The organism is Pseudomonas sp. UBA6753 (assembly GCF_002453565.1).
Lineage (GTDB): Bacteria > Pseudomonadota > Gammaproteobacteria > Pseudomonadales > Pseudomonadaceae > Aquipseudomonas > Aquipseudomonas putida_Z.
The window spans coordinates 315294-328306 of sequence record NZ_DKHD01000032.1 but is presented as its reverse complement, the minus strand read 5'-3'; the positions used below and the strand labels follow the sequence as shown (position 1 = coordinate 328306).

Below are 13013 nucleotides of genomic sequence, written 5' to 3'. Positions count from 1 at the left end.
TAAGCTTATAGCAAACCACAAGAGGCTGTTGCCATGCGCGACTCCCATAACAACACCGGTTTTTCCACGCGGGCCATTCACCATGGCTACGATCCGCTTTCCCACGGTGGCGCCCTGGTGCCGCCGGTGTACCAGACCGCTACCTATGCCTTCCCCACCGTGGAATACGGCGCTGCCTGCTTCGCCGGGGAGGAGCCGGGGCATTTCTACAGCCGCATCTCCAACCCTACCCTGGCCCTGCTGGAACAGCGCATGGCCTCGCTGGAGGGCGGCGAGGCGGGGTTGGCATTGGCGTCGGGCATGGGGGCCATCACCTCGACGATCTGGACCCTGCTGCGCCCCGGCGATGAGCTGATCGTCGGGCGTACTTTGTACGGCTGCACCTTTGCTTTCCTGCACCATGGCATTGGCGAATTCGGGGTGAAGATCCGCCATGTCGACCTGAACGACGGCAAGGCCCTGAAAGCGGCGATCAACAGCAAAACGCGGATGATCTACTTCGAAACACCGGCCAACCCCAACATGCAGCTGGTGGATATCGCCGCGGTGGCCGAGGCGGCGCGCGGGCATGATGTGCATGTGGTGGTCGACAACACCTACTGTACGCCCTACCTGCAGCGGCCGCTGGAGCTGGGGGCGGACCTGGTGGTGCATTCGGCGACCAAGTACCTCAGTGGCCACGGTGATATCACTGCCGGGCTGGTGGTGGGGCGCAAGGCGCTGGTTGACCGCATTCGCCTGGAAGGGCTGAAGGACATGACCGGGGCGGTGCTGTCGCCCCATGATGCGGCGCTGCTGATGCGCGGGATCAAGACCCTCGCCTTGCGTATGGACCGCCATTGCGCCAATGCCCTGCAGGTCGCGGAGTTTCTGGCCCGGCAGCCGCAGGTGGAGTTGATTCATTACCCGGGGTTGCCGTCGTTCGCCCAGTACGAGCTGGCGCAGCGGCAGATGCGTTTGCCGGGCGGGATGATCGCCTTCGAGCTCAAGGGGGGTATCGAGGCCGGGCGCAGGTTCATGAATGCCCTGCAACTGTTTGCCCGTGCGGTGAGCCTGGGTGATGCCGAGTCGCTGGCGCAGCATCCGGCGAGCATGACGCACTCCAGCTATACCGCGAAGGAACGGGCGCATCACGGGATATCGGAGGGGCTGGTGCGCCTGTCGGTGGGGCTGGAGGATGTGGAGGACCTGCTGGCGGATGTCGAGCAGGCATTGCAGGCTTGCAGCTAGGTTGCCTGGGCCGGCCTCTTCGCGGGCATGCCCGCTCCCACAGGTATTCCACAAATTTCAAATGCTGTGGTGTACCTGTGGGAGCGGGGGAGCCCGCGAAGAGGCCAGTGAATCCAGCCCACAAAAAAGGCCTCTTGCGAGGCCTTTTTCATGTTCGGCAGATCAGCGCTTGAGCCCGTAGCTCTCGTCAAGCATGCCCGGCGAGTTCGGCGCTTTCGGCGCGTAGTCGCGCGGTACTTCGGCAGTGTCCTTCGGCGGGGTCAGGCGGTCACGTGGGCCCTGGCTGCCTTCGGAATGCAGGGCGGCCAGCAGGCGCTGACGGGTCACGTCGTCGAGGGCCAGGGTATTGGCGCCGTCGGCCAGGTGATCCTGGACGTCCTGATAGCTCTGGGTCAGCTTCTTGACCAGCACGGCAGTGCTATTGAAGTGGGTGACCACTTCGTTCTGGTAGCTGTCGAAACGCTTCTGGATATCATCCAGCTGACGCTGCGTGCTGCTAGGCGCGGCATTAGGCAGCAGGCGGGCCACGACGAAACCAACCACCACACCAATGACCAGGGCCAGGGTTGGCAACAACCAAACAAGGAGCGAGAGTTCCACGAGTCCTTCCTCTATAAACGGCTTTGCTTTACGTTAACGGCTCAGACCTGCGCTGTATACCGCGAGCGATCGCAAATCAGAACAGAATTCCTCACCTAGACGAATCGACCCCTCCCGAGGTCACGGAGTAGTGCCTTGCTTGTCCGCGAAACCCCCTTGTTCATCGATGGCCCCAGCGGCCAGCTGGAAGCCTTGTACCTGGACGTGGCCAATGCACGTGGCGCGGTGCTGATCTGCCACCCCAACCCGGTCCAGGGTGGCACCATGCTCAACAAGGTGGTCTCGACCCTGCAGCGCACCGCCCGCGACGCCGGCTACGTGACCTTGCGGTTCAACTACCGTGGCGTCGGGCAGAGCGCCGGCACCCATGACATGGGCGCTGGCGAGGTGGCCGATGCCGAGGCCGCTGCGGCCTGGCTGCGCGAAAAGCATCTGGGCCTGCCGCTGGTGCTGATGGGCTTTTCGTTCGGCGGCTTCGTCGCCACCAGCCTGGCCGGCCGCCTCGAGGCCACTGGATTAGAGCTGCAGCAGCTGTTCATGATCGCCCCGGCGGTCATGCGCCTGACGGCGGATTTCCCGCTGCCGCAGCGCTGCCCGATCACCGTGGTGCAGCCGGACGCCGACGAAGTCGTCGCCCCGCAGCTGGTTTACGAATGGTCCGACAGCCTGTCGCGCCCCCATGAGCTGCTGAAAGTGGCAGAATGCGGACACTTCTTCCATGGCAAGCTGACCGATCTGAAGGATCTGCTGCTGCCGCGCCTTTCGAACTGAGCCAAGCCTGAATAAGCGAACACCCATGACCACGCGCATTCTTACCGGTATCACCACCACCGGCACTCCGCACCTGGGCAACTACGCCGGCGCCATCCGCCCGGCGATCCGTGCCAGCCAGCAGCCCGGTGTCGACTCGTTCTACTTTCTGGCCGACTACCACGCCCTTATCAAGTGCGACGACCCGCTGCGCATCCAGCGTTCGCGCCTGGAAATCGCCGCCACCTGGCTGGCCGGTGGCCTCGATCCGGACAAGGTGACCTTCTACCGCCAGTCCGATATCCCGGAAATCCCCGAGCTGACCTGGCTGCTGACCTGCGTCAGCGCCAAGGGCCTGCTCAACCGCGCGCACGCCTACAAGGCCTCGGTGGACAAGAACCTGGAAAACGGCGAAGACCCGGATGCCGGCGTGACCATGGGCCTGTACAGCTACCCGGTGCTGATGGCCGCGGACATCCTGATGTTCAACGCCAACAAGGTGCCGGTCGGCCGTGACCAGATCCAGCACGTGGAAATGGCCCGCGACATCGGCCAACGCTTCAACCACCTGTTCGGCCAGGGCAAGGACTTCTTCGCCCTGCCGGAAGCGGTGATCGAGGAGAGCGTGGCGACCTTGCCGGGCCTGGACGGGCGCAAGATGTCCAAGAGCTACGACAACACCATCCCGCTGTTCACCAGCGCCAAGGAGATGAAAGACGCCATCTCGCGCATTGTCACCGACTCGCGTGCGCCTGGCGAAGCGAAAGACCCGGACAACGCGCACCTGTTCACCCTGTTCCAGGCCTTCTCGACGCCGGCGCAGTGTGCCGAGTTCCGTGAAGAGCTGCTGCAGGGCCTGGGCTGGGGCGAGGCCAAGCAGCGCCTGTTCCAGCTGCTGGACGGCCAGCTGGCCGAGAAGCGCGAGTACTACCACCAGCTGATCGCCCGCCCGGCGGACCTGGAAGACATCCTGCTGGCCGGTGCCGCCAAGGCTCGCAAGATCGCTACGCCATTCCTCGAGCAACTGCGCGAGGCCGTTGGCCTGCGTTCGTTCCGCAGCAGCGTGCAGGCCAGCACCGAAGTGAAGAAGAAGGCCGCCAAGAGCGCGCGTTTCGTCAGCTTCCGCGATGAAGACGGCAGCTTCCGCTTCCGCCTGCTGGCCGCTGACGGCGAACAACTGCTGCTGTCGCGCAGCTTCGCCGACGGCAAGAGCGCCGGCGCCGTGAGCAAGCAGCTGCAGCAAGGTGGCGAGGCGGATGTGCGCGTCGAAGGCCTGGGCTTCGGCCTGTGGCTGAACGGCGAACAGGTTGCCGACGGGCCGCAGTTCGACAGCGCCGAAGCCCGTGATTCGGCCATTGAAAGCCTGCGTGCAGCGCTTGCGCCTCAACCGGACTGAAGATGGTGAAACTGTGGGAGCGGGCGTGCCCGCGAAACAGGCGCCGCGTTGCATGGCACCGGCTTTGCCGGTGTTCGCGGGCACGCCCGCTCCCACAGACTGATTGCCATTAAGCGGGCCTGTCGCTACAGTGACGGCCCGTTTTTTGTTGCCTCGCTAACGAATCATGACGCCCCTAGAACGATATCAAGCAGATCTGAAACGTCCCGACTTCTTCCATGACGCGGCGCAGGAAACTGCGGTGCGTCACCTGCAGCGCCTGTACGACGACCTGGTACATGCGCAGAACAACAAGCCGGGCGTGTTCGGCAAGCTGTTCGGCAAGAAGGAGCAGACCCCGGTCAAGGGCCTGTACTTCTGGGGTGGGGTAGGGCGCGGCAAGACCTACCTGGTCGATACCTTCTTCGAGGCGCTGCCGTTCAAGCAGAAGATGCGCACGCACTTCCACCGCTTCATGAAGCGTGTGCACGAGGAAATGAAAACCCTCAAGGGCGAGAAGAACCCGCTGACCATCATTGCCAAGCGCTTCAGTGAAGAAGCCAAGGTCATCTGTTTCGACGAATTCTTCGTATCGGACATTACCGACGCGATGATCCTCGGCACCCTGATGGAAGAGTTGTTCAAGAACGGCGTATCGCTGGTGGCTACTTCCAACATCGTGCCGGACGGCCTGTACAAGGACGGCTTGCAGCGCGCGCGCTTCCTGCCCGCCATCGCCATGATCAAGCAGTACACCGAGGTGGTGAACGTCGACAGCGGGGTCGACTACCGCCTGCGTCACCTGGAGCAGGCCGAGCTGTACCACTACCCGCTCGATGAGGCGGCGCACCAGAGCCTGCGTGCCAGCTTCAAGGCGCTGACCCCTGAATGCACCCAGGCGGTCGAGAACGACGTGCTGATGATCGAGAATCGCCCGATCAATGCCCTGCTTACCTGTGATGACGTGGCCTGGTTCGACTTCCGCGCCCTGTGCGACGGCCCCCGCAGCCAGAACGACTACATCGAACTGGGCAAGATCTTCCATGCCGTGCTGTTGAGCAACGTGGAGCAGATGGGTGTCACCACCGACGACATCGCCCGCCGCTTCATCAACATGGTGGATGAGTTCTATGACCGCAACGTCAAGCTGATCATCTCGGCCGAGGTGGAGCTGAAGGACCTGTATACCGGTGGGCGCCTGGCCTTCGAGTTCCAGCGTACCCTGAGCCGCTTGCTGGAGATGCAGTCGCACGAGTTTCTGGCGCGGGCGCACAAGCCTTGAAATTGCCGGGGCCGCTTTGCGGCCCATCGCAGGCAAGCCAGCTCCCACAGGTTTAGCGCAGCCCTTGAGACTTATGCAATACCTGTGGGAGCTGGCTTGCCTGCGATGGGCTGCAGAGCAGCCCCATTGGCCTCAAGCCTCCTGCATGAACTGCTGCCGATACTGGTTCGGCGACAACTCGGTGTGCTGACGGAACAGCCGCGCAAAGAAACTGGCATCGTCATATCCGACCTCATAGCTGATGGTCTTGATGCTCTTGCGCGTACTCGACAACAACCCCTTGGCCGTCTCGATCCGTAGCCGTTGCAGGTAGTGCAGCGGCTTGTCACCCGTCGCGCCCTGGAAGCGGCGCATGAAATTGCGAATGCTCATGCCGTGGTTGCGAGCCACGTCCTCGAAGCGGAACTTGTCGGCGAAGTGTTCTTCCAGCCAGTGCTGGATCTGCAGGATGATCAGGTCCTGGTGCAGCTTCTGCCCGCCAAAGCCCATGCGCCCGGGAGTGTAGTTGCGCTGCACCTCGTAGAGGATGTCGCGGGACACGGCGCGGGCCACGTTGGCGCCACAGAAGCGTTCGATCAGGTAGATGTACAGGTCGCAGGCCGAGGTGGTGCCGCCGGCGCAGTACAGGTTGTCGGCGTCGGTCAGGTGCTTGTCCTGATTCAGCCGGATCTTCGGGAACCGTTCGGCAAAGCTGTTGAAGAAGCGCCAGTAGGTGGTCGCTTCCTTGCCGTCAAGCAGGCCGGACTCGGCCAGCCAGAACACGCCACTGGCCTCGGCGCACAGCACAGCGCCACGGGCATGCTGTTCACGCAGCCACGGCAGCACCTGTGGATAACGTTGCAGCAGGTTGTCGAAGTCGTCCCAGAAGGCCGGGAGGATGATCACATCGGCGTCGTCCAGGCCGCCTTCGACCGGCAGCTGCACATTGCTGAAGCTGTCCACGGGCTGGCCGTCCGGGCTCACCAGACGGATCTCGAACATGGGCTGAAGGCCCAGGCCCAGCTGCTTGCTGTAGCGCAAGCTGGCGAGGTGGAAGAAATCCTTGGCCTGCATCAAGGTCGAAGCGAACACCTTGTCAATGGCCAGGATGCTGACGCGCCGCAGCGACGCGGAGGGTTGGGTAAACATCATTGTCATTGTTCTTATAGGGTAGAGTGGTCAATCACCGGCTGGATCGTCTTATTTTTTGGCGATTGTGTCTAGCCTGCTACACCGCGCTGGTTTCTTCGCGGGCTTGCCCGCTCCCACAGGTACCCCACAGGCCTGAGGGGCAGTGAGGTCCTGTGGGAGCGGGCAAGCCCGCGAAGAAACCAGCACAGGGTCCGGCTCAAGGCGCCGGGTTCGGTTGCTCCTGGTGAATCGCCTCGATCGCCGCCAGCAGTTCATCACTCAGGCTCAGCTCGAGGCTGGCAAGGTTGCTGTCCAGCTGCTCGAGGCTGGTCGCGCCAATGATGTTGCTGGTCACGAACGGCTGCCGGGTGACGAACGCCAGGGCCATCTGTGCCGGGTCCAGGCCGTGCTCGCGGGCCAGCTGCACATAGCGGCTGCAGGCCGCCACGGTCTGTGGGTTGGAGTAGCGGGCAAAGCGGCTGAACAGGGTCAGGCGTGCGTTTTCCGGGCGTGCGCCGTTCTCGTATTTGCCGGAAAGCATGCCGAACGCCAGCGGCGAATAGGCCAGCAGGCCGCACTGCTCGCGGATGGCCACTTCCGCCAGGCCCACCTCGAAGCTGCGGTTGAGCAGGTTGTACGGGTTCTGGATCGACACCGCTCGCGGCCAGCCGCGGCTTTCGGCCAGTTGCAGGAACTTCATGGTGCCCCACGGCGTTTCGTTGGACAGGCCGACGTGGCGGATCTTGCCTGCGCGCACCTGCTCGTCGAGCACTTCGAGGGTTTCTTCCAGCGGGGTGAAGTGGTCCTGTGGCAGGTGCTGGTAGCCCAGCTTGCCGAAGAAGTTGGTGCTGCGCTCGGGCCAGTGCAGCTGGTACAGGTCGATGCGGTCGGTCTGCAGGCGCTTGAGGCTCTCGTCCAGCGCGGCGACGATGTGCTGGCGGTTGTGCTTGAGCTGGCCGTCGCGGATGTGGCTGATGCCGTTGCCGGGGCCGGCGACCTTGCTGGCCAGCACCCAGTCGTCACGATCGCCATTGGCGCGGAACCAGTTGCCGATGATGCGCTCGGTGGCGGCGTAGGTTTCGGGGCGGGGCGGCACCGGGTACATCTCGGCGGTGTCGATGAAGTTGACCCCGGCGGCCTTGGCCCGGCCAATCTGCTCGAAGGCCTCGGCCTGGACGTTCTGCTCGCCCCAGGTCATGGTGCCCAGGCACAGGGCGCTGACATTGAGGTCGGTACGGCCGAGCTGGCGGTATTCCATCGGGTAGACACTCCTTGACAAAGAAGCCCATCAAAGCAGGTTGAAATTTTTCGCGCAATCTGGATAATTCGGCCCCTCTCCGTGTGGCGGAAGTGATGCACCACCACGCAGGAAGAACCCCGTCGAACATTGGCGTGCCTGACCCGAGCCCCCAAAAGCGTCAGCGTTCGGCTGCGCGCTTGCCCTTGGCAAGCTGTGCACTATCCAGTAAGATTCGCCGTCTATTTTTCGCTGGGCGGCCTCTGAGGCTTTAGAGAATGAAAACTTTTACTGCTAAACCGGAAACAGTAAAGCGCGAGTGGTTCGTAGTCGACGCCGCTGGCCAGACCCTGGGTCGTCTGGCTACCGAAATCGCTAGCCGTCTGCGTGGCAAACACAAACCAGAATACACCCCTCACGTTGACACCGGCGACTACATCGTCGTCATCAACGCCGAGCAGGTTCGTGTGACTGGTGCCAAGTCTTCCGACAAGATGTACTACTCCCACTCCGGTTTCCCGGGCGGTATCAAGGAAATCAACTTCGAGAAGTTGATCGCCAAGGCCCCTGAGCGTGTTATCGAAACTGCGGTCAAAGGCATGCTGCCGAAGAACCCGCTGGGTCGCGACATGTACCGCAAGCTGAAAGTGTACGCGGGTGCTGCTCACCCACACACTGCTCAGCAGCCTCAAGAACTGAAGATCTAACGGGATAGTTCATTATGTCGGCGACTCAAAACTACGGCACTGGCCGTCGCAAGACCGCAACCGCTCGCGTATTCCTGCGTCCGGGTACTGGTAACATTTCCATCAACAACCGTTCTCTGGACGTGTTCTTCGGTCGCGAAACCGCTCGCATGGTTGTTCGTCAGCCGCTCGAGCTGACCGAAACCGTCGAGAAGTTCGACATCTACGTCACCGTTTCCGGTGGTGGTGTCAGCGGTCAAGCCGGTGCGATCCGTCACGGTATCACCCGCGCTCTGATGGAATACGACGAAACCCTGCGTGGCGCTCTGCGTCGTGCTGGCTACGTCACCCGCGACGCTCGTGAAGTCGAGCGTAAGAAAGTGGGTCTGCGTAAAGCGCGTAAGCGTCCTCAGTACTCCAAGCGTTAATACCGCTTCGGCAGTCGAAAAAAGCCCGGTTCCTTGGAACCGGGCTTTTTTTATGTCTTGAACTAACCTGTCAGCATGTCGGTGACGACTTGCCGCATAGACGCAGATCAAGCAAAGCGAGGGTTGTAGCCTGTTCCCCGGGTAATCACCTTGTCAGTGTGTGGATTTGTTTCTTACCATGGCGGCCAATTTTTAGTGCCACAGACATTACCTAAGTACAGGCCAGGTCCAACTGGCCAAGCAAGCTGATGGGAGAGGACTGAATGAGCAATGACGGCGTCAACGCAGGCCGGCGCCGCTTCCTCGTAGCCGCGACATCTGTAGTCGGGGCAGCGGGGGCAGTGGGGGCTGCGGTACCGTTCGTGGGGTCATGGTTTCCCAGTGCCAAGGCGAAAGCCGCCGGTGCACCGGTGAAGGTCAATATCGCCAAGGTCGAGGCCGGGCAGCAGATGGTGGCCGAGTGGCGTGGCCAGCCGGTGTTCATCGTTCGGCGAACGGACGAGATCCTCGGTAACCTGAAAAAGGTCGTCGGTGACCTGGCTGACCCCGAGTCCAAGGCCTCGGTACAGCCCACCTACGTCGACCCGCAGGTTCGTTCGATCAAGCCGGAAATCCTCATCCTTGTCGGCCTGTGCACACACCTGGGCTGCTCGCCCACCTTCCGTCCGGAAGTCGCACCCGCCGACCTTGGCCCGAAATGGGTCGGTGGCTATTTCTGCCCGTGCCACGGCTCCCACTACGACCTGGCCGGCCGTGTCTACAAGTCGCAGCCGGCACCTCTCAACCTGCCCGTGCCACCGCACTCTTACGAGTCGGACGAGATCGTCGTCATCGGCGTTGACCAGGAGAACGCATGATGAGCAAGTTCATGGACTGGATTGATGCTCGCTTCCCCGCCACCAAGATGTGGGAAGACCACCTGAGCAAGTATTACGCGCCCAAGAACTTCAACTTCCTGTACTTCTTCGGCTCCCTGGCGCTGCTGGTGCTGGTCAACCAGATCGTCACCGGTGTGTGGCTGACCATGAGCTTCACGCCCTCGGCGGAAGAGGCGTTCGCCTCGGTCGAGTACATCATGCGTGACGTGGAATACGGCTGGATCCTGCGCTACCTGCACTCCACCGGTGCATCGGCGTTCTTCATCGTGGTCTACCTGCACATGTTCCGCGGCCTGCTCTACGGCTCCTACCAGAAGCCGCGTGAACTGGTGTGGCTGTTCGGCATGCTGATCTACCTGGCGCTGATGGCCGAAGCCTTCATGGGCTACCTGCTGCCGTGGGGCCAGATGTCGTATTGGGGTGCCCAGGTGATCATCTCGCTGTTCGGTGCCATTCCGGTGATCGGTGGCGACCTCACCCAGTGGATCCGCGGTGACTACCTGATCTCGGGTATCACCCTGAACCGCTTCTTCGCCCTGCACGTGGTCGCCCTGCCGATCGTGATTCTCGGCCTGGTGGTGCTGCACATCCTCGCCCTTCACGAAGTGGGTTCGAACAACCCCGATGGCGTCGACATCAAGAAGAAAAAGGACGAGAACGGTATCCCGCTGGATGGTATCCCGTTCCACCCGTACTACACCGTCAAGGACATTGTCGGCGTGGTGGTGTTCCTGTTCGTGTTCTGCGCCGTGGTGTTCTTCTTCCCGGAAATGGGCGGTTACTTCCTGGAGAAACCTAACTTCGAGCAAGCGAACGCCTTCAAGACCCCCGAGCACATTGCGCCTGTGTGGTACTTCACGCCGTTCTACGCGATCCTGCGTGCGGTGCCTGACAAACTGATGGGCGTCATCGCCATGGGTGCGGCCATTGCCGTGCTGTTCGTACTGCCCTGGCTCGACCGCAGCCCGGTGCGCTCCATGCGCTACAAGGGCTGGATCAGCAAGCTCTTCCTGCTGGTGTTCTGCGTGGCCTTCGTCATCCTCGGCGTGCTGGGCGTACTGGCGCCGACACCTGGGCGTACCTTGCTGTCGCAGGTGTGCACGGTGTTGTACTTCGCCTACTTCCTGCTGATGCCGTTCTACACAAGGCTCGAGAAGACCAAACCGGTTCCGGAAAGGGTGACTGGCTGATGAAAAAGTTGATTGCAGTATTTTTGCTGGCAGTGATGCCTGCCTTTTCCTTCGCGGCCGAAACTGGCCTGGAGCTGGACAAGGTCGACATCGACCTGAGCGACAAGGCCGCCATGCAGGACGGTGCGCGTACCTTTGCCAACTATTGCATGGGTTGCCACAGTGCCAAGTTCCAGCGTTACGAGCGGGTGGCCGATGACCTTGGCATCCCCCACGAGCTGATGCTCGAGAAGCTGGTGTTCACCGGTGCCAAGATCGGTGACCACATGCAGATCGGCATGAAGCCCAGTGACGCCAAGACCTGGTTCGGCGCCGCACCGCCAGACCTGACCCTGGTGGCGCGGGTGCGTGGCACCGACTGGCTGTACACCTACCTGCGCAGCTTCTATGAGGACCCGTCGCGGCCTTATGGGGTGAACAACAAGGTGTTCCCGAACGTCGGCATGCCAAACGTGCTGGTTGGCCTGCAGGGCAACCAGTACGTCGGCTGCAAACAGGTGCAGACCGTGACCGATGGCAAGAAGCAATTCGACCCGTTGACCGGCGCCCCGATCACCCATGAAGCCTGCGACCAGCTGACCATTACGCCGAATTCCGGTACCCTGACGACCGAGCAGTTCGACGAGAAGGTCAAGAACCTGGTGACCTTCCTGGCCTATTCGGCCAACCCGGTCAAACTGGAAAGCCAGCGCATCGGTACCTACGTGTTGCTGTACCTGGCTTTCTTCTTCGTATTCGCCTACTTGCTCAAGCGTGAATACTGGAAGGACGTGCACTGATCACGCAGTAGTTTCTGGTTGTTGAACGCGCCCGTGGTGGCCTGGCAGATCTGCCAGGTCACCACGGGCGCGTTTTCATTTACAGTTTCACAAGCATCCCGTGCGAGGAGGCGCTACATGGGCGCAACCAACAGGTTAGCCTGCTATTCCGACCCCGCTGATCACTATTCTCATCGGGTACGCCTCGTGCTGGCCGAGAAGGGTATCAGCGTGCAGGTCATCGATGTCGACCCCAGTCGCCTGCCGCCCAAGCTGGCCGAGGTGAACCCTTACGGCAGCGTGCCGACCCTGGTCGACCGTGACCTGGCGCTGTATGAATCGTCCGTGGTGATGGAATACCTCGAGGAGCGTTATCCACATCCGCCGCTGATGCCGGTGTACCCGGTTGCGCGGGGGAACAGTCGCTTGCTGATGCATCGCATCCAGCGCGACTGGTGCTCCCTGGCCGATACCGTGCTCGATCCGCGCAGCAGCGAGGCTGACCGAGCCGAAGCGCGCAAGGCGTTGCGTGAGAGCCTGACCGGGGTCTCGCCGCTGTTCGGCGAGTACGCCTGCTTCATGAGTGAGGAGCAAAGCCTGGTCGATTGTTGTCTACTGCCCATCCTCTGGCGTCTGCCGGTGTTGGGTATCGAGTTGCCGCGGCAAGCCAAGCCGCTGCTGGATTACATGGAGCGGCAGTTCGCCCGCGAGCCTTTCCAGGCGAGCCTGTCCTCTGTAGAACGTGAAATGCGCAAGCTTTAAGGAGCCGTTGATGAACTCCAGTCGCCCCTATCTGGTTCGAGCACTGTACGAGTGGATCGTCGACAACGATTGCACGCCCCATATGCTGGTCAATGCCGAATTCCCGGCGGTGCAGGTGCCGCAAGGTTTCGCCAGTGATGGCCAGATCGTGTTGAACATCTCGCCAAGTGCCGTGCGCAGCCTGCACATGGACAACGACGCGGTCAGCTTCGAGGGCCGCTTCGGTGGCGTGGCTCACTCGCTGTACGTGCCGGTTGGCGCCATCCTGGGTATCTATGCCCGCGAAAATGGCCAGGGTATGGTCTTCGAGCTGGAGCCGCCCGTGATGGATGACGATGAGCCGGAAGATGATGATGTACAGCCGGATGACAATGGCCCACCAGAAGGTGGTGGCCAGCCGCCACGCCCGACTGGCCGGCCAAGCCTGAAAGTGGTCAAGTAACAAAAAAGGCGATCCAACCGGATCGCCTTTTTCTTTACCAGTCCTGACTTACAGGTCGCTGATGGTGCGTACCTGGTCCTTGTTGATGCGGGTACGCTTGCCGTCGAGTTGCTGGAACTCGTAGAAGCCGGCGTCGCGGTCGAATTCCGGTACGTCGACGGCCTGGATTTCACGACCATCGTTGAGGGTGATCAGGCTTGGTGTGGAGCAGCCGGCCAAGGTGGCGAAAGTGCCGAACAGCAGGGCAGGCAGCAGAAGCTTTTTCATGCGGTGTTTCCTGGATTT

At 61.7% G+C, this 13013-nt stretch carries 15 protein-coding genes; 11 read left to right on the top strand and 4 right to left on the bottom strand.

Going from position 1 to position 13013, the window contains the following annotated elements; translation table 11 throughout:
• The first annotated feature begins 33 nt into the window (after nt 1–33).
• Nucleotides 34–1230 (top strand): methionine gamma-lyase, encoded by a 1197-nt coding sequence (locus B2790_RS13195; protein ID WP_286918964.1) that lies wholly within the window; start codon nt 34–36, stop codon nt 1228–1230.
• A gap of 162 nt (nt 1231–1392) precedes the next feature.
• On the opposite strand, the gene B2790_RS13190 is transcribed toward B2790_RS13195, so the two are convergent.
• Entirely contained in the window at nt 1393–1830 is a 438-nt protein-coding gene (locus B2790_RS13190) for a YhcB family protein (protein ID WP_025340565.1), read from the bottom strand.
• A gap of 135 nt (nt 1831–1965) precedes the next feature.
• Between B2790_RS13190 and B2790_RS13185 the strand changes: the two genes are divergently transcribed.
• The 3 genes from B2790_RS13185 to zapE all read left to right on the top strand — a co-directional run bounded on the left by B2790_RS13185 (nt 1966) and on the right by zapE (nt 5237).
• Entirely contained in the window at nt 1966–2601 is a 636-nt protein-coding gene (locus tag B2790_RS13185; protein ID WP_286918963.1) for an alpha/beta hydrolase, read from the top strand.
• Nucleotides 2602–2626: 25 nt separating this feature from the next.
• Entirely contained in the window at nt 2627–3976 is a 1350-nt protein-coding gene (locus tag B2790_RS13180) for a tryptophan--tRNA ligase (RefSeq protein WP_025340563.1), read from the top strand.
• 166 nt (nt 3977–4142) lie between these two features.
• Nucleotides 4143–5237, top strand: a complete 1095-nt coding sequence (zapE, locus tag B2790_RS13175) for a cell division protein ZapE (RefSeq protein ID WP_025340562.1) — start codon at nt 4143–4145, stop codon at nt 5235–5237.
• A gap of 132 nt (nt 5238–5369) precedes the next feature.
• Here the strand turns inward: zapE and B2790_RS13170 are convergent, their stop codons facing one another.
• Both B2790_RS13170 and B2790_RS13165 read right to left on the bottom strand, forming a co-directional pair.
• Entirely contained in the window at nt 5370–6290 is a 921-nt protein-coding gene (locus tag B2790_RS13170) for a GlxA family transcriptional regulator (protein WP_075047039.1), read from the bottom strand.
• A 274-nt stretch (nt 6291–6564) separates the two neighbouring features.
• Nucleotides 6565–7605, bottom strand: coding sequence for an NADP(H)-dependent aldo-keto reductase (locus B2790_RS13165; RefSeq protein WP_286918962.1), 1041 nt, complete (start codon nt 7603–7605; stop codon nt 6565–6567).
• Between the two features lie 257 nt (nt 7606–7862).
• Here B2790_RS13165 and rplM point away from each other — a divergent pair, with 257 nt between their 5' ends.
• The 7 genes from rplM to B2790_RS13130 all read left to right on the top strand — a co-directional run bounded on the left by rplM (nt 7863) and on the right by B2790_RS13130 (nt 12728).
• Complete coding sequence (gene rplM, locus B2790_RS13160; RefSeq protein WP_003260798.1) at nt 7863–8291, top strand: 50S ribosomal protein L13; 429 nt, start codon at nt 7863–7865, stop codon at nt 8289–8291.
• Nucleotides 8292–8305: 14 nt separating this feature from the next.
• The gene (gene rpsI / locus B2790_RS13155; protein WP_003260797.1) at nt 8306–8698 is read left to right on the top strand and encodes a 30S ribosomal protein S9; all 393 of its coding nucleotides are present in this window, start codon (nt 8306–8308) and stop codon (nt 8696–8698) included.
• Nucleotides 8699–8961: 263 nt separating this feature from the next.
• Nucleotides 8962–9555, top strand: coding sequence for a ubiquinol-cytochrome c reductase iron-sulfur subunit (gene petA, locus B2790_RS13150; RefSeq protein ID WP_015271723.1), 594 nt, complete (start codon nt 8962–8964; stop codon nt 9553–9555).
• Nucleotides 9555–10766, top strand: coding sequence for a cytochrome b (locus B2790_RS13145; protein ID WP_025340560.1), 1212 nt, complete (start codon nt 9555–9557; stop codon nt 10764–10766). The genes petA and B2790_RS13145 overlap by 1 nt, the downstream gene beginning before the upstream one ends.
• Nucleotides 10766–11545, top strand: coding sequence for a cytochrome c1 (locus B2790_RS13140; RefSeq protein WP_137162368.1), 780 nt, complete (start codon nt 10766–10768; stop codon nt 11543–11545). The genes B2790_RS13145 and B2790_RS13140 overlap by 1 nt, the downstream gene beginning before the upstream one ends.
• Nucleotides 11546–11662: 117 nt before the next feature.
• Nucleotides 11663–12286, top strand: coding sequence for a glutathione S-transferase N-terminal domain-containing protein (locus B2790_RS13135; protein ID WP_137162367.1), 624 nt, complete (start codon nt 11663–11665; stop codon nt 12284–12286).
• A 10-nt stretch (nt 12287–12296) separates the two neighbouring features.
• Complete coding sequence (locus B2790_RS13130; RefSeq protein ID WP_084785265.1) at nt 12297–12728, top strand: ClpXP protease specificity-enhancing factor; 432 nt, start codon at nt 12297–12299, stop codon at nt 12726–12728.
• A 48-nt stretch (nt 12729–12776) separates the two neighbouring features.
• Here the strand turns inward: B2790_RS13130 and B2790_RS13125 are convergent, their stop codons facing one another.
• Nucleotides 12777–12995 (bottom strand): YgdI/YgdR family lipoprotein, encoded by a 219-nt coding sequence (locus B2790_RS13125; RefSeq protein ID WP_025340556.1) that lies wholly within the window; start codon nt 12993–12995, stop codon nt 12777–12779.
• Between the last annotated feature and the right edge of the window lie 18 nt (nt 12996–13013).